This is a genomic window from Vibrio sp. 10N.222.52.B7 (assembly GCF_041474275.1).
GTDB classification, from domain to species: Bacteria; Pseudomonadota; Gammaproteobacteria; order Enterobacterales; family Vibrionaceae; genus Vibrio; species Vibrio crassostreae_C.
Genome location: NZ_JBFRTU010000025.1, coordinates 22,188 through 41,241 on the forward strand (window position 1 = coordinate 22,188; position 19,054 = coordinate 41,241).

Sequence of the window (19,054 nt, forward strand, 5' to 3'; positions counted from 1 at the left end):
GTCGGTTTTGTTCGTATGGGTGAAGACAAAGCACTGAAGAAAACCATTAAATTAAGAGATGAACTGGGGAGACAGCTATGGGGCAAATTTTGGCCCAAAGTCCTCAAAGAGCCCTACCTGATGACGCGCCTGCCTCATAGTCTAGAACCCAAAATTGTATTCAAACCAAATCCAACTCAGAGTGATCCCGAACACCGCGACGAATGCTACATCGCTAAGTGGCGTGTATTCTCAGAAAACGGCGACTACAAATACAAAACTAAGGTGTGCTCCATTAGAAAGCACGGCAGACTTGCCGCTTACAGCCAAACCAAACGTGCGCTGCTTGATGCTCACAAAGACGTAATTGATCTACTTATATTTATGGGACGATTGAACAGCATCGACTTAAAATAGGCTTAAATCCGATTAAGCTGACCGCCCATATTTTTCAGATACAAAAACAGCCGCACATTGCGGCTGTTTTTAATTTATGACGATCCATCGTGGCAATTTAGAGTATTGCTACATACAAAATCGATTACCTAGTTTCGGCATATCTCAGCCAGTGTCGCCAATCGGCGCTTAGACTCTTTCACATAAGGGTTGGCTTGATCCCATGCGTAACCCGCCAGAATTGAGCACACCATCTGCTTAATCTTTGGATTTGGATCTTGATAGAAAATCACATCCTGCAAAGTACCTGAGTACCACCCCTCAACATACGTTCTAAAGGTGTTTACACCAACCATCAAAGGAGCGGCATAATCGCGTTCCCAATCTACCTTCTCACCGTTAAGTTGCTTTTCGACACACTCAACCGCAAACTGTGCCGACTTCATCGCAATCGTCACGCCTGACGAGAACACCGGGTCAAGGAACTCGCCGGCATTGCCAAGCAACGCGTACTTATCCGTCGCCAAATGTTTTACATTGGCAGAATAGCCACCAATTTCACCCGCAGGGTTTGGATACTCGGCGCTTGCCAGTATCTCAGCCAAGCCCGGCTCTTCCGCTGCCAGCTGTTTAATTGCAGCAATCTTGTCTTCTGGATAGGACTCAAAGAACTTAGGCTCTCCTACGACACCAAACGAAGAGACACCGTTACTAAACGGGATCAACCAATACCAAACATCAGGGTTGGTTGGATGCACAGAGATAAGAATTTTATTTCGGTCATATTCAAGATCGGTATCCACCTCTGCAATATGATCGTTAATGTGCGTAAAAATAGCTTTGCGTGGAGGGAGCGATGACGGCTCTGCCAAGTTAAGCATTTTTGGTAGCACTCGACCAAAACCACTGCCATCCAGAACGTATTGCGCTTCTATCTGATAACGCTCTCCACCCAGCACTTGTACATCTAAAATGGTGCTGTCGTCGGTGAAATTAATGCCCATTAACTCATGTTGGTAATCAATGCAGACACCCTGCGCCTCAGCCGTATCTGCCAAAACCTTATCAAAGGCACCTCGCTGAACCTGAAACGTAGTTCCAGGGCCAGAAGAGAACTTGTCTTCAAAATTAAACGCCGTATAAACGCCATTTTTGCGAAAGGCAGCGCCATCTTTGTATTGGAAGTTAGCGTTGATCACTGCGTCAGTCATCCCAGCCTGTTCAATCACTTCCATACAAGCTGGTAATAGGCTTTCACCAATAGAAAAGCGAGGGAATACGCTCTTTTCAATCACTCGAACATCGATGCCTTTTTTATGAAGTAAAGACGCAGCAATAGACCCTGATGGCCCAGCTCCGATGATCACCACTTGAGTTGATAGTTTTTTCATTATTTAAGCCATGTTTGTTATTTTTATTGCGCGCCAGCTTTCAATTCTAGAAGCGTGTGACCAAGACCGATATCGTCGGTACGCGTTACCACTTCAAAGCCTGCTTCTTCAACAATCTCTAAGAAATCTTCACTGCGGTAAAAACGACTGTTGCCATTGGCCAAGCAGGTAAAGTAGAGAGACGTCGCGTTTAAGCTATAAGAAGCCGCATCGTATTTCTGTGAATCCCAAAACAGTTCAAGGATATAGACAGTCGCATCTTCTGACATATGAGAGCGAACGCGCTTTAATATGCTCAGAATCTCCATTGGCGAGAAACAATCAAGGAACTGACTCATCCACCAAACATCCGCGCCCGTTGGCAGAGTTTGCTGTTTATCGAGCATATTCGCTGGGAATGGCGTGACTCGCTCTTGATAACCATGCTTTGCCGCGTTTGCCATTGCCATTTCTAGCTGCTGTGGCAAATCAACAATCGTCACCTCAACGTCCGCATCATGGTTGCAGCATTGCATCGCCCACTTACCCGTGTTGCCGCCGATATCCACCAGCGACTTAGGTTTCTTGCTGAAGACTTTTTCAAGTAACACAGGGAACGAGCGATCCGAATAGAAGTGATCAAACTTGAACCAACTCTCTTTTGCTTTTTCTGGCAATTGAGACAAGCCTTGGTAAATGGTTTCCCAATCACCCAACTCTTTCAAGCCTGCAGGTGTGCCTTCTTCAATCGCTTCTGTTAGATGCATCATCGCGGCATAACAAACATCGGCTGTGAAATCCATGTTTGCGTTAGTCATACCATCATGCAGAAGGTAGAAACCAAGGTTAGCCATTTTGTAGTTAGGCTTTTCCCAAGTCACAATATGAGCACTTAACGCCATATCGAGCAGGACTTTCACGCCGTACTCAGAGACACCGGTCGATTCAGAGATAGACTCTGCTGGTAAACCCTCGTTGCCCGCGTCATCTAACGCTTTCAAAATGCCTAAATCACGAAGTGTACGAGCAGTATGAAAAACAATCGGAGCGAAAGACAATTTCTGCGCTTCTGTTTTTGCTTCTAATGCGTTGAATGGATCTAATTTATATTCCGACACGAAAAACCTAACTTTAAATAATAGAGAGTTACTCAGCTGCCATTTGCGCAAGCTTACGTTTAATATCAACGTTTAAGTTATTAACCCAACGGTTGTAATTACGGTGTATTTCACCATCGTCGTACTTCAAATTCTCTGATTCAACGTAAAGAATAGAGTAAAACTTATCACTATAAGGAATTTCAACCACAGCGTGGTGCGAACGAACATACAATTCAGCGCGGATCAAACCAGGCTTTATTTCTGAAACCAACCAGCCTCGATTTTCAGCAGATTCAGAAATAGCTGATTTAACCTGTTTACTTTGAAGATTCAGTGCAACTGGAGTATCCTCAACATTCATTACAGGTTGGACGCGTCCACATCCTGCAAGAACGAATATGAATAACATTGAAACTGCTATTTTTAGTAATTTCATTTAAATTCCTTATCTGTGTTTATTTATAAGCGCGCATAGTATTTAGTTAGACTCAAAGCAAATCAATACTCTATGTCAAATCAATCCCAATTAATGTCGTTTAATATTGAGAAATGGTCTGCAAATTCAGCGGGGCTCAATTCTATTGCTGAATGGCAAGCGTGGAGCACTAATTTAGATTGGCCACAAGATGGCTCAACTGAATTTAAAGCTATTCCTCCAATGATGCGCCGCCGAATGAGTGTGCAAAGCAAACTTGCTGTCCAAACCGCGTTAACCCTATTAAAAGACACCTCGATTGATTATCTGGTCTTTGCTAGCCGACATGGTGAGTTGCATCGAACCGCCACTTTAATTCAGTCGATATTAGAAGGTGACGATGCCTCACCAATGGCGTTCTCGCAGTCGGTACATAATACCGCAGCTGGTCTAACCACCATTGCCGCCAAAGCACCGATTCCACTGACTTCAATAGCCGCAGGGCAAGATACTTTCCATAACGCTCTGATCGAAGCTTATCTTTACCTTCATCAATATCCGTCGCATCGAGTGTTAGTTATCGATTTCGACCAACCTCTGCCCGAGCTCTACCAAGAGTACGAAACACAGAACTTTGCTGATTATGCGCTGGGCTTAGTGCTCACCGCTGGCAGTGAATACTCTATTACTAGGACAGTAGAGACCAACCAAGCACCTTCCGTGTTACCACAAGGGCTACAAACGCTCCAACATATCTTATTGGGCGCAAATAAGTGGGCTATTGCTGGCAAGCACCAAACTTGGTCTTGGGTAAATAACACCGAGACAGGTCCACAATCATGAGCAAAATCGACCAATATTGGCGAGTATTCGCGACAGGGCTGTGCTTTACCATCTTTGGTCTAGGTGGCTTAGTATTAAGCTTCTTAATCTTACCCACTATCGCGCTAACGACTTCCAACACCATTAAAAGAGAGCTTAAAGCACAGCGATTGATTCGTTTCTCATTCAACGCCTTTTGCCAAATCATGAAGTTCACCGGAGCAATCGATTACCGAATTGATGGTGCAGAACTACTGCGTAACGACCGTAACTGCATTATCGTCGCCAACCACCCAAGTTTGATTGACTATGTGCTGATCGCCTCTCAACTTCCTCAATGTGATTGCCTCGTCAAAGCGGCCATTTGGGAAAACCCTTTTATGAAAAGGATTGTCAAAGCGGCAGGTTATATACCGAACCAAGCCCCTGACGATCTTTTAGAGCGCTGTGAAGAACGCTTCTCACGTGGCAATGTCATGCTGATTTTTCCCGAAGGAACTCGCACAACGCCAGGAATTGAACCATCCTTGCAGCGTGGGGCGGCACAAATCGCGACTCGAACACAAACCGATTTACGCGTGATTCATATTACGGTTTCTCCGACATTCTTAACGAAAGAGAAAAAATGGTATCAAGTTCCTGCGTCGAAGCCCTTTTTTCATGTCGCGGTGAAAGGTAAAATAGAAGTCGAACCATTTATTGAAGGCTCAAATAATTTAACTTCGGCAGCAAGGCGACTTAATCATCATCTTGCACAAACAATTTTCCCTTCCGAAGAAAACATTTAGCGTATCAATAACATAACAGGCGATATCGGCATTTCGAAAATACCTCATATAATGTAGAATCGCCCCCTTAAAGCAGCATTCAGATAAAGCATTAAGTAGGCCAAAGTGGAAACATTACACAACGAACTGAAACAACTGATCATCGACGCATTGAACCTTGAAGACATGAGCATTGATGAGATTGAAACGGAAGCTCCACTATTTGGTGATGGACTTGGACTAGACTCTATCGATGCCCTTGAGCTTGGCCTTGCTATCAAGAAAAAGTACAACATTGTTATCGATGCAGATGATTCAAACACTCGACAGCACTTTGCGTCAGTTGAAAATCTAGCGAACTACATCTCTTCTCAAACGAATAACTAGACAGATCTTTATGACACAAGCTAACCAACAAGAAGTATACAACCAGGTTAAAGATGCGCTTATTGAGCTGTTCGAGCTTGACGCTGAAGATATCACCCCTGAAGCTCATCTCTATCTTGATCTAGACCTAGACAGCATTGATGCCGTTGATTTGGTCGTTCACCTACAGAACGTCACAGGTAAGAAGATAAAACCTGAAGAGTTCAAAGCAGTGCGCACCGTTAATGACGTTGTCGAATCTGTGGTTGAACTATTGAAGGACGCCTAATGCGTCCTCTGCTGACTTTACTGTCGGCAATTATACTTTTCACTTATCCAATAGCGGTTTACTTTGGACTCAACAAGTTTGGCTTACAAACCGTTGGTATTGCCTTAGCCGCTATCTTTGCTGTACGCATTTTCACCGGCGGTCAGGCTAAAATCAAAGAGCTAAAACACCTAGCTTGGATCAGTGGAAGTGCCGGTATTGTTCTGCTGGCTTTAGGCTTAGCCTTTAAGCAACACGGCTGGCTAACCTATTATCCCGTTATCGTTAATGTTTGTATGCTGGTTGTATTCGCTTCGAGCCTATGGCAACCACAAACGATTATCGAACGTCTTGCTCGCCTTCAAGAGCCTGAACTTCCGCAAAGTGGCGTTGATTACACACGAAAAGTCACCAAAGTGTGGTGCTTGTTCTTTGTTATCAATGGCTCTATTGCCCTTTACACCTGCTTCCAACCGCTAGAAGTATGGACCCTATACAATGGCTTACTCAGCTATCTGTTTGCAGGGTTACTCTTTGCAGGAGAGTGGGTAGTAAGACAGCGCATTCGTCAGAGTTAAATTGTTATGACCCAAACCGTATCTTACACCTCGTTGTCTGAGCTTCTTAGCCAGGACAGAGCCCCTGAATCTATTGTCTGCTTTGACGACAATAGCGAGATTACGTGGCAAACATTTAACGACGACTTATCTCAACTCGTACAATTTTTGTCTTTATCCCCTTTTCAACGAATCGCGATTTGTACCCAAGACAGCTACCTATTTGCGGTGGCCTTTTTGGCATGTACAGCAGCCAACAAACACATCATCTTACCGGGCAACTACCAGCCATGTGCGCTTGCTGAGTTAAGTAAGCAGTTTGATTGCCTGCTAGTTGATAACTCGATTGGCGAAGTTGAGGTGAATGACGTTCCTAATATCCAAACCTTATTGGATTCAAACACTGAAGCACAAAAACCTCTAACCGAGAATCTTACGACCATTGATTTGGCAACAGTCCCATTAACTCTGTTCACTTCAGGTTCAAGTGGCACGCCAAAAGCGATAGATAAAACGTTAGAGCACCTCGATATTGAGACAGCTCAGTTACACAAGAACTGGGGTGAGTTACTCAAGGGAAACCAAATCCAAAGCACAGTTTCTCATCAACATATCTATGGTTTGCTGTTTAGAATCTTATGGCCACTATGCTCTGGTGTTCCATTTGCTCGACACAACCTTGAATACCCAGAACAGATCTTATCTCACGCAAATCAAAACTGTGTACTGATCAGCAGCCCAGCGCTACTTAAACGATTAAAGCATGAGACCAACAAGGTACAACTTGCAGGAATCTTCTCTTCGGGTGGTCCATTGCCTACCGAGTCGGCTCACCAGTCACGAGATCTGCTTGGTCATTTACCGATTGAAGTCTTTGGTAGCACAGAAACCGGTGGCATCGCATTTCGTCAGCAAGAGAGCGCTCAAACGCCTTGGCAGCTTTTTGCCTGTATTGAGGCTAGTCTCAACAGTGAGAATTGCATTAAGTTATTGTCGCCGTACATCGATAAGAATAACTGGTATCAAACCTCTGATGAGTGCGAGATGGTCTCGGAGAATCAATTCATATTGAAGGGCCGAACGGACCGAGTGATCAAGATAGAAGAAAAGCGAGTATCACTGGTTGAAGTGGAAAAGCGACTGGAGCAACTGCCTTGGATAAGTGAGTGCGTGGTTATTCCATTTGAGGAGCCTGAGCGATTAATATTAGCCTCTGTTTTGGTATTATCAGATGAAGGCCAAGCCGCTCTATCGACCATGAGCAAAGGTAAATTCTGGTTGATGCTGCGTACAGAACTCAGAAAGTGGTTAGAGCCAATCGCAATCCCGAGAAAATACCGTGTTGTCGATGAGATCCCCCTCAACAGCCAAGGTAAGCGATTAACATCTCACATAGAACAGCTAATAAAATCATAGAAACCGCTGATCGTATTTTACACTGAGATTATCTTTTTATATTTTTGTCAAAGAACCAATATTTGCCCAAGGATTCTAAGCACGCCCTATGGATAAAAGAAAACCAAACATCATTGCTGTAGACACGGTAGAAAATGAATCGACCCTGACACTTCATGTTAGCGGAGATATCACCGACTTTAATGGGCACTTCAAGAGCTTCCCTATTCTACCTGGCGTCACGCAAATTGATTGGGCACTTCACTACGCAGTCCAAGAGTTAGGCGTTCCTGGTTTCTTTAAAGGAATGGAAGTCATTAAGTTCCAAGAGCCTATCCTGCCTGACGCTACAATCCAGCTATCACTCAAATGGGATGCTGACAAAGACAAGCTGAGCTTTAGTTACACATCAAACAACGGTGAACAGACCCACTCTTCAGGCAAAATGAAGCTGGGAGAAAAAAGTGAATAGCGCTCCCGTCGAGGCTACTTCTCAACACCACACAAAAGAAAGCAGCTACAAGGCTTGCTTCCTTATCCCGTGCTTTAACCATGGCGCAACCATGCCGGCTGTGGTGTCGTCACTTCATCATTTTGAGTTACCGATCATCATCGTTGACGATGGCAGTGAACTCACAACAAAACAGTTTCTGTCTCCCCTAGCAGAGAATTCAAACGTAACCTTGGTGACGCTTGAACAGAACCAAGGTAAAGGCGGCGCAGTAAAAGCCGGAATCAAAAAAGCGCAGCAACTAGGCTTTAGCCACGCTATTCAGATAGATGCTGATGGGCAACACGACCTGGAAGCCTTGCCAACATTGATTGAGGCCTCACAAGCTAAGCCACAACGTCTGATATCAGGCCAGCCTATCTACGACGACAGCGTACCCAAAGCAAGGCTCTATGGGCGCTACGCGACACATATCTGGGTATGGATAGAAACCCTTTCTTTATCAATAAAAGACAGCATGTGTGGCTTTAGAGCGTATCCTATCAACCAAACTCAAACTGTGTTGAATAAGTACGATGTTGGTTCGAGAATGGACTTCGATATCGAGATTTTGGTTCGCCTGTATTGGGAAGGTTGCGACATAGACTTCGTTGAAACGCGCGTTATCTATCCTGAGAACGGCATCTCTCATTTCGATGCGTTGTGGGATAACGTCAAAATCAGTTGGATGCATACACGTCTATTCTTCAGCATGCTGCCAAGAGCACCAAAACTGATTGCTCGCCATTTCAAATCCGATTCAGCTGATAATAACCCAAATTTATCGACTGATTCAGAGCCGCAAGCTTCTGAACAACCACACTGGTCCCGCACTCAAGAACGCGGCACAGTATTAGGCATTAAGCTGTTATTAGCCATTTATACCTTGTTAGGTCGCGGTGTGTTCAACCTCATTCTGCGTGGTGTGATGCGTTACTACCACTCGACGGGCCAGCGTGCGCGAAACGCTTCCGAACAATATCTATTCCAATTAAAAGCCTATGCGGAACAGCAAAATATTGAGCTCCCCGGAGAACTAACCAGTTACAACCATCTGCTTTCATTTGGCCATACGATGCTCGACAAGCTCGCGGCATGGAAAGGTGATTTCTCGGCAGATAACCTGACTATTCATGGCCAAGACCAGTTCGAGAGCATGGTGGCAAATAAGCAAGGTGTGCTAATCCTTGGATCTCACCTTGGCAATATTGAGCTGTGCCGAGCTTTAGGTCGCAGACACTCGAACATCAAAATCAACGCCCTGGTTTTTACAGAACACGCCGAACGTTTTAATTCCGTGATGAAAGCGGTTAACCCGCAGTCTGATTTAAATCTGATTCAGGTGACATCGATGGGGCCTGATACCGCTATCTTGTTACAACAGAAACTAGAGCAAGGCGAATGGATCGTGATTGTCGGCGATCGAACTTCCACCAGCAAAGAGAGCCGCTCAGTATGGGCTGAGTTCTTAGGTAAGGAAGCTCCATTCCCTCAAGGTCCATTTATGTTAGCCTCGGTTCTCAAAGCACCCGTATTTTTGCTGTTTGGGTTACGTGACGACTCACAATCTAAGCCGCATTTTAATGTCTATTTCGAGCATTTTAGCAACAAGATCGAGCTACCAAGAAAGACTCGCGAACAATCTTTACAGCAAGTCGTGCAAAAATACGCAAATCGACTTCAGCACTACACACTGCAAGCACCGCTTCAGTGGTACAACTTTTTTAATTTTTGGACATTGAGCAAGCACCATGACGAAAAAGAATCCAAATAGCATCACCTTTGGTGCCGAGCGCCTCACGATTGAGGATGTTGTCGCTATCTCACAAGGCGCAAAAGCCTCGATGAACACAAGTGAAGCATTCACATCTAAGATCGACCGTGGTGTCGCTTTCTTAGAACGCCTATTGAAAGAAGAAGGTGTGATTTACGGTGTAACGACGGGTTACGGTGACTCATGTACGGTTGCGATTCCGCCAAACCTAGTTGACGAGCTACCACTGCATTTAACACGTTTTCACGGCTGTGGTTTAGGTGAAATATTGTCTCACGAACAAGCTCGTGCAGTCCTTGCAACTCGTCTTTGTTCGTTATCACAAGGTGTCTCTGGTGTGACTCACGATCTACTCAACCAGATCGTTACCCTAATCAACCAAGACATCTCACCACGCATTCCTCAAGAAGGATCGGTGGGTGCCAGTGGCGACTTAACACCTCTGTCTTACTTAGCCGCAGCACTGATTGGTGAGCGTGATGTAATCTACAAAGGTGAAGTGCGCCCAACCAGTGACGTCTACAAAGAGTTAGGAATTAGCCCTATCAAACTTAAGCCAAAAGAAGGCTTGGCGTTGATGAATGGTACGTCTGTAATGACGGCATTAGCTTGTATCGCTTACAAGCGTGCGGAATATCTAGCTCAGCTATCAACTAAGATCACCGCTATGGTATCAGTCGGTATGCACGGCAATGACTTCCATTTCGATGAAGCGCTGTTTGCAGTCAAACCTCATCCTGGTCAACAACAAGTTGCTGCATGGCTGCGTGATGATCTGCAAGCGGATCGCCCGCCACGTAACAGTGATCGCCTCCAAGATCGTTACTCTCTGCGCTGTGCTCCACATGTTATCGGCGTGGTTCAAGACTCTCTGCCTTGGCTACGCCAAATGATCGAGAACGAGCTAAACAGTGCCAACGACAACCCAATTATCGATGGTGATAATGAGCGCGTACTGCACGGTGGACACTTCTACGGTGGACACATTGCAATGGCGATGGATACGTTAAAAACTGCAGTTGCGAACCTTGCTGATCTGCTTGACCGTCAAATGGCTCAGCTGATGGACTACAAGTTCAACAACGGTTTGCCATTCAACCTAACGGGTGCTGAAGGCGAACGTAAGCCAATCAACCACGGCTTTAAAGCAGTACAGATTGGCGTTTCAGCTTGGACAGCAGAAGCATTGAAACACACCATGCCAGCAAGCGTATTCTCTCGCTCAACTGAGTGTCACAACCAAGATAAAGTGAGTATGGGCACCATCGCAGCTCGTGACTGTTTACGCGTTCTAGAGCTAACCGAACAAGTGGCAGCAGCGTCACTACTGGCGGGGACACAAGCACTCGAACTTCGTAAGCGCCACAATGAGCTTGATGAGCACCACATGAGTGAGAACCTCAAGCACATTCGCGACGAAGTGCTTAAGGAGTTTGAATTTATCGTAGAAGATCGACCACTTGAAGGCGATCTACGCCACTTCATTGCTCGTATTCAAAGTCAGCACTGGTCACTTTACTCATAAAGTAGCCAACCCTTTACGCAATATTGTTGAGAGCGATTTATGTCTGAAATCCTTCACCCATTACAATCTGAGGTGACGCTTATCACCTCATTCCAAGATGCCGACCCAATGGGCGTGATCTATCACGGCAACTACTTCCGATTCTTTGAAGAAGTTAGGCGCATCATGATGGATAAGATTGAGTACAACTACCATGAGATGAAGGATTCTGGCTACATGTGGCCTATCATCGATACCCGCGTGAAATACATTAAGGCGATACCGTTTAATCACAAGATTAAGGTAACGGCGAAACTCACCGAGTGGGAAAATCGCCTGCGCGTCGATTATGAAATTCATGATGCTCTAACCGGTGCTCGAATGACACGTGCTCACACCATGCAGGTTGCCGTCACCATCGAAGAACAAGAGATGTGCTTTGCCTCACCCAAAGTGTTTACTGACAAAGTCGAACACTGGCACCAATTTGGTTGCTTACCTCTAGCAACTGAACATCAAACACAAACCTCTAACCCACAGCAGGTGAACCATGAATCTGTTTAAACGCAGTCGCAAATACATCAATATCGCGCTAATTGGACTTACTGCGATGATGACAAGCGGCCTTGTAAGCGCCAAAGAAAACTCTGCTGCTGTCAATTCTATTTCAGAGCTGCAGACGGTGCTCAGCGAAAATAGTATTGTGCGTGGTGAGTTCACTCAAACACGCAATATGGAGATGTTCGCCCAGCCTTTAACGTCACAAGGTACATTTCTGTTAGACAAATCAAGTGGCTTACTCTGGACACAAACCACTCCGTTTCCCGTGAACTTAGTGCTCACCGATAACAAACTGAGCCAAAGGTTTGCCGATCAACCCGCAAAAATCATCACCGACAAAGAAAATCCAATGGCGTTTTATTTCAGCCATATCTTCTTGTCAGTGTTTCATGGGGACACGCAAAAACTTCAGGAACAGTTCGCACTCAATTTTGAGCCCGCAACTAACACCAGCTCTGATGAAAATGTACAAGCATGGACACTGACTCTAAAGCCCAAAAATGCACCGATGAATGCGGTGTTTGAGGCTATCACGCTGCAAGGCAACAGCGATATTGAACGTATTGAGTTGAAAGAGATTCGTGGAGATAGCACAGTGATCGAATTCAGTCAGTTAAGCCATCTACCGGAAGTATTATCAGATGCTGAAGCGAAACAATTCCAACTCTAGTCTTGCCCTTGTTTGGCTTGTTGTTGTAATGCTGTTTAGCGGGTTGTTGACCAAACAATTCGCTTTTTCTTCGTCGGTACCGATTGAAAGCAACATTCTAAAGTTACTGCCCGAAAACCAGCAAGACCCAATGGTAGAGCAAGCCTTTCAGCAGATATCCAGCTCGATGAGCGAGCAAGTGGTATTTATCATAAGCGCTCCCGATATCGAACAAACCATGGTTGCGACCGACGCTTTTGAAAAAGCTCTCAACCAAAGAACTTTTTCAAGTCAGCCAACTCTGTTTAAGCAAGTTCAAGGTAAAATCAACGCCAGCACTCAAAGCCAGTGGAGCGATTTCTATTTTCGTCACCGATCTCAACTGCTGACCCAACAACAAAAAGAGACGCTGACACACTCGCCTGATTCGCGAGCTCAATATGTCATTCAGTCTCTGTACAATCCATTCTCAGGCGTCACTGCAGCAGAGTTATCTCTCGACCCATTCTTGTTATTTCGCGACTACATCAGTGCTATTGGCGTCCAATCAAGTAACTTTGTTCTGAAAGAGGGCTATCTCACGGCCCAGTCGAATGAGCAAACTCATATTTTAGTCACGGCTACTCTGGCGGACTCACCTTATAGCTTGGCGATTCAAGAACAACTTCCAGATCTTGATTCAATTGAGCGCGAGGTCGAAAAACAATTTGGCGTCAAGGTGCAGCATACTGGTGTGGTGTTCTACGCCAATTACGGTACCGAAAGCGCGAAATCAGAAATTAGTACCATTGGTTTGGGTTCATTGGCAGGCGTTATTTTATTGGTGTGGCTGACATTTCGTAGTGCGCTACCACTTGCCTTATCTTTACTCTCAATCAGTACAGGATTATTGGTTGCACTGGCAAGCACTGTCGCTATCTTTGGTAAGGTGCATCTATTCAGCTTGGTGTTTGGCGCTAGCTTGATTGGCGTATCCATCGATTACTCTTTTCACTATCTCACTGACCGTTTGGCCGCAGGAAGCCACTGGCAGAGCGATAAAGGCCTAAAGCATATTTTCATTGCCATCACTCTAGGTTTAATCACCAGCTTAATCGGATACTTAGGGCTACTGGTTGCGCCATTCCCAGGCTTGCAGCAACTGGCTCTGTTTTCGTCGATTGGACTGATCGCAGCTTACGCCAGTGTGGTGTGCTGGTACCCCGTTTTAGCGGTAAAACCAGGCCAAGAGCGCCCTCTTCCCCTGTCGAAACTTTGGCATACTTGGTTAAGCCTTTGGAGCAACCAAAAATTTAGAATTGGCTTACCGTTAACAGTGACTGTCGTTAGCTTGATGTCACTCAGTCAAATTCGTTACGACGACGATATTCGCCAGCTTCAGGCTATGCCCGAACAACTCAAACAACAAGAACAAGCCATTACTGAGATATCAGGGTTAGGCAGTGGTCAAAATATGCTTTTGGTCACAGCTCAGAGCGACCAAAAGCTACTCAAAAAATTGACAGAAATCACCACAAGCTTAGATTCGCTGGTCAATAGCCAAGGTATCTCCGGGTATCGCAGCATCAATCAACACTTGTTAAGTAAACAAGAACAGCATGATAACTATCAGTTGGTTGAACAACTCTATAGTCAACAAAGCCATATATTACAAAGCTCTCTCGGTTGGTCTACGTTTCCAGAACTACCAAAATTCGAACCAATCACGGTATCTGGATTTTTGGAGTCTCCAGTCTCAGAGCCTGTTCGACCACTTTGGTTAAAACCTATCGACGGGCAAGCAGCGTCGGTCATTTTGATAAAAGACGTCACTGATGCTGAGCTGTTCTCACAGTGGTTGGAGTCAGATTTTGCTCAGAAGCAAGGTGTGAAACACCTCAATAAAGCGGATGAAATCTCCTCTCTTTTTGCTGAGTACCGCGTCAAGATTACCGAGCTGTTATTGATAGCATTGGCAGCTATTGGCATGCTGTTAGGCTGGCGCTATGGTGTGAAGCAAAGCCTGTTAATGCTGTTGCCTTCATTGATTGCAGGCGTAGCAGGTTTGGCGGTCACGGGCATTTTAGGCTCGACACTGAACCTATTTAACCTGCTTGGTTTGATTCTGATTTTAGGGATTGGCATAGACTACACCCTGTTCTTTGCTGAGCAAAAGAAATCGCTGAGCACCTTATTAGCGATCACCTTGTCAGGTCTCACAACACTACTTTCATTCGGCTTACTGTCGCTGAGCCAGACTCATGCTATTCATAGCTTCGGGGTGACGGTTCTGACAGGGATCTTTGTCGCTTGGCTGCTTTCTCCACTCGCGATCAACAGTAGTAAAAACGTAGAAGGACCAATTACTCGAGAGGCTTTTAGATGATCCAGACATTAAAGGTAACCTTCGCCATACTAGTGGGCATTCTAATGAGTGCCTGCTCGATGGTTTCTCAGCAGCCAAGTGGTGCGAGCGTGTCTATCGATCAAGACACCGATCTAGCACTACCACTGCCAGCTGAACTGGGATACTCATTAACAGCCAGTCAGTTGATTAGCGCTACGTGGGAAAATGATACACAGCAGCTTCCGGTTCAAGTCGAAGTCACACCAGGTAAAGTGGTTTTGGCGGGGTTCTCCTCTTGGGGTACTCGCATTCTATCGCTGCAATACCAGAATCAAGTAATTGATACGCAGGTTTTGTCTGGGCTTGGCGCAACTTTGCCACAACCTGAACAGGTGCTATTTAATTTAATGCTTACCTTATGGCCGGCTGAAGCATGGGCTCAGCCTTTACAAAGCATAGGTTGGCACCTAGTCGATACCGACAAAACAAGAACCGTATTTGATGAAAACCAACAGGCAATCATTCAAATTGATTACCAAACAGATCCTGGTACACACAAAACGGCAGGCGACATTGTTTTCAAACATTTGACCCTGGGCTACAACATCACCGTACAAACGTTGAACTCAACGATTGTCGACAATCCAAGTAAGAGTTGAACACTATGCCTATTTACATCCAAGACTGTGGTTTCCACTCAGCGCTAGGCTCAGAGATTGCCGATATTCATGGCTGTCTAAAAGACGAGCGTGAATCAAATATGGTCGAAGTGCACGATATGCTGAACGATGGTAAACACACTGTCGTTGGTCAGATCGCGGGTGAACTACCACCGATTCCTTCAGATCTTACGCAATACGCCACTCGCAACAATCAACTGGCGCTGTCGGCTCTTCACCAAATTGAAGATTCTATCGAGCAAGCCAAATCTCAGTTTGGCGCAGATAGAATTGCTGTTGTTATTGGCACCAGCACATCTGGGATCTCCGATGGTGAAGCAGTCTTCAAACAAAAATTGGCAAACGGCGAGTTTCCAGCAGATTACCATTACTCAAAACAAGAGCTTGGTGATACCTCAGAGTTCGTTAGCCAGTATTGCGCATTAACGGGGCCAAACTACGTCATATCTACGGCTTGCTCATCCAGTGGCCGCGTATTTCTGACCGCCCAGCGCTTATTAGATTCAGGTATGGCTGATGCCGTGTTAGTGGGTGGTGTGGATACATTGTGTAAGCTGACACTCAATGGTTTCCACGGTCTTGAAGCACTCTCAACAACACATTGTAAGCCATTTAGTGCAACCCGAGAAGGTATCAACATAGGAGAAGCAGCGGCATTTATGTTGCTCAGCAAAACAAAGTTAGCCGGTGTTAATGCAGCACAAGACACGTCAAACATTGCCTTATTGGGCTGTGGGGACAGCTCTGATGCACACCACATTTCAGCGCCTCACCCTGAAGGCAATGGTGCTGAACAAGCAATGAAAAAAGCGTTACATTCTGCACAGTTAAACGCAGAAGACATTGGTTATATCAATGCACATGGTACAGCAACGCCACTCAATGACTCGATGGAAAGTAAAGCCATTCATCGTATTTTTGCAAACAAGGTTCCCGTCAGTTCTACCAAACCGCTGACCGGGCATACTCTAGGCGCAGCAAGTGCGATTGAGGCTGCAATTGCGTGGCATATTTTGAAATATGACTTACCGCTTCCCTTACAAAAATGTCAGGATAAAGCTGAAGATATTGAGATTGATTTGGTAAACTGTTCACAGAAACTTAAAGCAAAGAACATCTTAAGCAACTCGTTTGCTTTTGGTGGCAACAACATTAGCCTGATTTTTGGTGTAGTAAATGACTGATATCCCTTCTGTAGACCAACTTCTCCCTCACGATGATCCGATGATATTAATCGATCGTGCTATCAGCGTAGAGGCGTTGTCGATCCACTGTCAGGTCGATATTGGTGACCATAATCTGTTCTTTGACGCCGAATCTCAAACGGTACCAGCATATGTTGGAATCGAGTTTATGGCGCAGTCTGTAGCGGCATGGTCTGGATATCACGCACTTAAAAACGGCACCACGCCCCCAATCGGATTCTTACTCGGCTCTCGTCGCTATAAATCACTGTGTGATGAGTTTACTCAAGGTCAGACCCTTGATATCTACGCCGAACAGATGATGGAAGACAGCGGTATGGCTGTGTTTACCGCAAGAGTCGAAGACCGAGGTGAGTTAGTGGCTCAATGCCAACTCAACGTCTACGTGCCGACCGAACAAAAATTACAAGAAATGAAAACTAGGAGCCCATCATGAGCCGTCAGGTTTTAGTCACTGGTGCCAGTAAAGGTATTGGTAAAGCGATCGCTATTCAACTCGCGAAAGACGGGTTTGAAATCGCCGTTCATTACATGGGTGACAAGCAAGGTGCTGAAGAGACGCTAAAGTCGATCACCGAACTGGGTGGCGCTGGACGTCTTATTCAATTTGATATCAGCAAACGAAGCGAGTGTCGCGAAAAGCTTGAGTCTGATATCGCTGAACATGGTGCTTACTATGGTGTAGTGAACAACGCGGGCATTACTCGTGACACTGCATTCCCCGCGATGACGGAAGAAGAGTGGGATGGTGTGATCCATACCAACCTAGATAGCTTCTACAACGTACTTCACCCTTGTGTAATGCCTATGGTTCAAAAGCGTAAAGGTGGCCGTATCGTCACTCTAGCGTCGGTATCCGGCATTATGGGTAACCGTGGTCAAACTAACTATGCTGCAGCAAAAGCGGGGGTGATTGGCGCAACTAAGTCTCTTGCTCTAGAACTCGCAAAACGCAAGATCACGGTAAACTGTGTCGCTCCTGGCTTAATTGACACAGGTATGGTTGACGAGCACGTGAAAGATCATGCACTTCCTCAAGTACCACTGCGCCGTATGGGTGAGCCGGAAGAAGTAGCCGGCCTAGTCAGCTACCTAATGTCTGATATTGCAGGCTACGTAACTCGCCAAGTGATTTCAGTAAATGGAGGCTTAGTATGACCCGCCGCGTTGTTGTAACTGGAATGTCTGGTGTTACTGCTTTTGGTAACGACTGGCAACAGATAGAGCCTAAGCTAAAGGCCTGTGAAAATGCGACTCAATATATGCCAAGCTTCGAGCAATATGATGGTCTCAACACAAAACTTGCCGCGCCTATTGATGACTTCCAACTGCCTAAACACTACAAGCGTAAGCAAGTGCGTGGCATGGGCCGTGTATCACGCCTAGCTACCGTTGCGACTGAGAATGCATTGGAGCAAGCCGGCTTAATTGGTCACGATGTATTGACCAATGGCGAAACTGGTATCGCTTACGGCTCTTCAACTGGCAGTACCGATGCGGTTGGTGCTTTCGGAGTAATGCTGAACGAGAAGTCGACACGAGCAATCACAGCAACCACTTACGTTCAAATGATGCCACACACAGCCGCGGTAAACGTAGGTCTGTTCTTTGGTCTGCGTGGCCGCGTGATTCCCACCAGCAGCGCCTGTACTTCAGGAAGCCAAGCCATTGGTTACGCCTATGAAGCGATCAAGCATGGTTACCAAACCGTAATGGTTGCCGGTGGTGGTGAAGAGTTATGCCCAACTGAGTCTGCCGTTTTCGATACCCTTTTCGCTACCAGTTTAAAAAACGACACACCCAAGAAATCCCCTAGCCCCTACGACAGCGAGCGTGATGGCTTGGTTATCGGCGAAGGCGCTGGAACCCTGATCCTTGAAGAGTACGAACATGCTGTTGCTCGTGGCGCAAAGATCTACGCAGAAATCATAGGTTTTGCGAGCAACTGTGATGCGGCTCATGTGACTCAACCTCAGATGGAAACCATGCAAATCTGTATGGAGAAAGCATTGAGAGACGCACAACTTCCAGCTGAGAAGATTGGCTATGTTTCTGCGCACGGTACTGCGACTGAAAAAGGTGATATTGCAGAGAGTAACGCGACAGCGAATATCTTTGGTGAAGTACCAATCAGCTCTCTTAAGAGTTACTTTGGCCATACGCTTGGTGCATGTGGTGCAATTGAAGCGTGGCTCAGCCTAGAGATGATGCATAGCGGTTGGTTCAGCCCAACCCTAAACCTTAAGAATGTCGATGAACAGTGCGGCAAGCTCGATTACATCACGGGCTCAGGTCGCGAATTGGATGTTGAATACTTGATGAGCAACAACTTTGCTTTTGGTGGAATCAACACCTCTATCATCTTCAAGAAAGTCTAAGCTTAGCTACATAAAACGCTAAGTAAATAAAAAGGTTCATCGCGGATTAGCG

Annotated in this window: 21 protein-coding genes; 18 read left to right on the forward strand and 3 right to left on the reverse strand. The window is 45.7% G+C overall.

Features of this window, described 5'->3' with window-relative positions; genetic code table 11:
• On the forward strand, positions 1-396 hold a 396-nt coding region (locus AB4512_RS09740; RefSeq protein WP_372174842.1), incomplete at its 5' end, for a Fe3+-citrate ABC transporter substrate-binding protein.
• A gap of 128 nt (positions 397-524) precedes the next feature.
• On the opposite strand, the gene AB4512_RS09745 is transcribed toward AB4512_RS09740, so the two are convergent.
• The 3 genes from AB4512_RS09745 to AB4512_RS09755 are packed head-to-tail and all read right to left on the reverse strand — an operon-like array spanning position 525 to position 3,281.
• Positions 525-1,766 carry an NAD(P)/FAD-dependent oxidoreductase gene (locus AB4512_RS09745; protein WP_017062269.1) on the reverse strand — a complete coding sequence of 414 codons (1,242 nt, stop codon included), beginning with the start codon at positions 1,764-1,766 and terminating at the stop codon, positions 525-527.
• Between the two features lie 23 nt (positions 1,767-1,789).
• Positions 1,790-2,863, reverse strand: coding sequence for a methyltransferase (locus AB4512_RS09750; RefSeq protein ID WP_372174843.1), 1,074 nt, complete (start codon positions 2,861-2,863; stop codon positions 1,790-1,792).
• A gap of 28 nt (positions 2,864-2,891) precedes the next feature.
• Positions 2,892-3,281, reverse strand: coding sequence for a hypothetical protein (locus tag AB4512_RS09755; RefSeq protein WP_017062271.1), 390 nt, complete (start codon positions 3,279-3,281; stop codon positions 2,892-2,894).
• Positions 3,282-3,353: 72 nt separating this feature from the next.
• On the opposite strand from AB4512_RS09755, the gene AB4512_RS09760 reads away from it, so the two are divergent.
• The 17 genes from AB4512_RS09760 (at position 3,354) to AB4512_RS09840 (ending at position 19,002) form a co-directional block, all read left to right on the forward strand.
• A complete protein-coding gene (locus AB4512_RS09760; RefSeq protein WP_372174845.1) occupies positions 3,354-4,103 on the forward strand; it encodes a beta-ketoacyl synthase chain length factor in 750 nt (249 codons plus the stop codon).
• Entirely contained in the window at positions 4,100-4,870 is a 771-nt protein-coding gene (locus AB4512_RS09765; protein WP_017064140.1) for a 1-acyl-sn-glycerol-3-phosphate acyltransferase, read from the forward strand. Before AB4512_RS09760 ends, AB4512_RS09765 begins: the two co-directional genes overlap by 4 nt.
• A gap of 105 nt (positions 4,871-4,975) precedes the next feature.
• The gene (locus tag AB4512_RS09770) at positions 4,976-5,236 is read left to right on the forward strand and encodes a phosphopantetheine-binding protein (RefSeq protein ID WP_004736154.1); all 261 of its coding nucleotides are present in this window, start codon (positions 4,976-4,978) and stop codon (positions 5,234-5,236) included.
• Positions 5,237-5,246: 10 nt separating this feature from the next.
• Positions 5,247-5,504 (forward strand): acyl carrier protein, encoded by a 258-nt coding sequence (locus AB4512_RS09775; protein WP_004739745.1) that lies wholly within the window; start codon positions 5,247-5,249, stop codon positions 5,502-5,504.
• Complete coding sequence (locus tag AB4512_RS09780) at positions 5,504-6,061, forward strand: septation protein IspZ (RefSeq protein ID WP_017062274.1); 558 nt, start codon at positions 5,504-5,506, stop codon at positions 6,059-6,061. The genes AB4512_RS09775 and AB4512_RS09780 overlap by 1 nt, the downstream gene beginning before the upstream one ends.
• 6 nt (positions 6,062-6,067) lie before the next feature.
• Complete coding sequence (locus tag AB4512_RS09785) at positions 6,068-7,456, forward strand: AMP-binding protein (RefSeq protein ID WP_372174846.1); 1,389 nt, start codon at positions 6,068-6,070, stop codon at positions 7,454-7,456.
• Between the two features lie 88 nt (positions 7,457-7,544).
• On the forward strand, positions 7,545-7,907 hold the full coding sequence (locus AB4512_RS09790; protein ID WP_017062276.1) for a 3-hydroxyacyl-ACP dehydratase: 363 nt from the start codon (positions 7,545-7,547) through the stop codon (positions 7,905-7,907).
• A complete protein-coding gene (locus tag AB4512_RS09795) occupies positions 7,900-9,699 on the forward strand; it encodes a glycosyltransferase (RefSeq protein WP_372174848.1) in 1,800 nt (599 codons plus the stop codon). The genes AB4512_RS09790 and AB4512_RS09795 overlap by 8 nt, the downstream gene beginning before the upstream one ends.
• The gene (hutH, locus tag AB4512_RS09800) at positions 9,677-11,224 is read left to right on the forward strand and encodes a histidine ammonia-lyase (protein WP_017062278.1); all 1,548 of its coding nucleotides are present in this window, start codon (positions 9,677-9,679) and stop codon (positions 11,222-11,224) included. Before AB4512_RS09795 ends, hutH begins: the two co-directional genes overlap by 23 nt.
• Positions 11,225-11,263: 39 nt before the next feature.
• Complete coding sequence (locus AB4512_RS09805) at positions 11,264-11,767, forward strand: thioesterase family protein (RefSeq protein WP_017062279.1); 504 nt, start codon at positions 11,264-11,266, stop codon at positions 11,765-11,767.
• Positions 11,754-12,434 carry an outer membrane lipoprotein carrier protein LolA gene (locus tag AB4512_RS09810; protein ID WP_017062280.1) on the forward strand — a complete coding sequence of 227 codons (681 nt, stop codon included), beginning with the start codon at positions 11,754-11,756 and terminating at the stop codon, positions 12,432-12,434. Before AB4512_RS09805 ends, AB4512_RS09810 begins: the two co-directional genes overlap by 14 nt.
• Positions 12,406-14,778: an MMPL family transporter gene (locus AB4512_RS09815; RefSeq protein ID WP_048659798.1), complete on the forward strand. Its 2,373-nt coding sequence runs from the start codon at positions 12,406-12,408 to the stop codon at positions 14,776-14,778. Before AB4512_RS09810 ends, AB4512_RS09815 begins: the two co-directional genes overlap by 29 nt.
• Positions 14,775-15,398, forward strand: coding sequence for a DUF3261 domain-containing protein (locus AB4512_RS09820; protein WP_029235408.1), 624 nt, complete (start codon positions 14,775-14,777; stop codon positions 15,396-15,398). The genes AB4512_RS09815 and AB4512_RS09820 overlap by 4 nt, the downstream gene beginning before the upstream one ends.
• 5 nt (positions 15,399-15,403) lie before the next feature.
• Complete coding sequence (locus AB4512_RS09825; protein ID WP_017062283.1) at positions 15,404-16,603, forward strand: beta-ketoacyl-[acyl-carrier-protein] synthase family protein; 1,200 nt, start codon at positions 15,404-15,406, stop codon at positions 16,601-16,603.
• Complete coding sequence (locus AB4512_RS09830; RefSeq protein WP_017062284.1) at positions 16,596-17,060, forward strand: hotdog family protein; 465 nt, start codon at positions 16,596-16,598, stop codon at positions 17,058-17,060. Before AB4512_RS09825 ends, AB4512_RS09830 begins: the two co-directional genes overlap by 8 nt.
• On the forward strand, positions 17,057-17,782 hold the full coding sequence (locus AB4512_RS09835) for a 3-ketoacyl-ACP reductase FabG2 (RefSeq protein WP_017062285.1): 726 nt from the start codon (positions 17,057-17,059) through the stop codon (positions 17,780-17,782). Before AB4512_RS09830 ends, AB4512_RS09835 begins: the two co-directional genes overlap by 4 nt.
• Entirely contained in the window at positions 17,779-19,002 is a 1,224-nt protein-coding gene (locus tag AB4512_RS09840) for a beta-ketoacyl-ACP synthase (protein WP_017062286.1), read from the forward strand. Before AB4512_RS09835 ends, AB4512_RS09840 begins: the two co-directional genes overlap by 4 nt.
• The last annotated feature ends 52 nt before the right edge of the window (positions 19,003-19,054 follow it).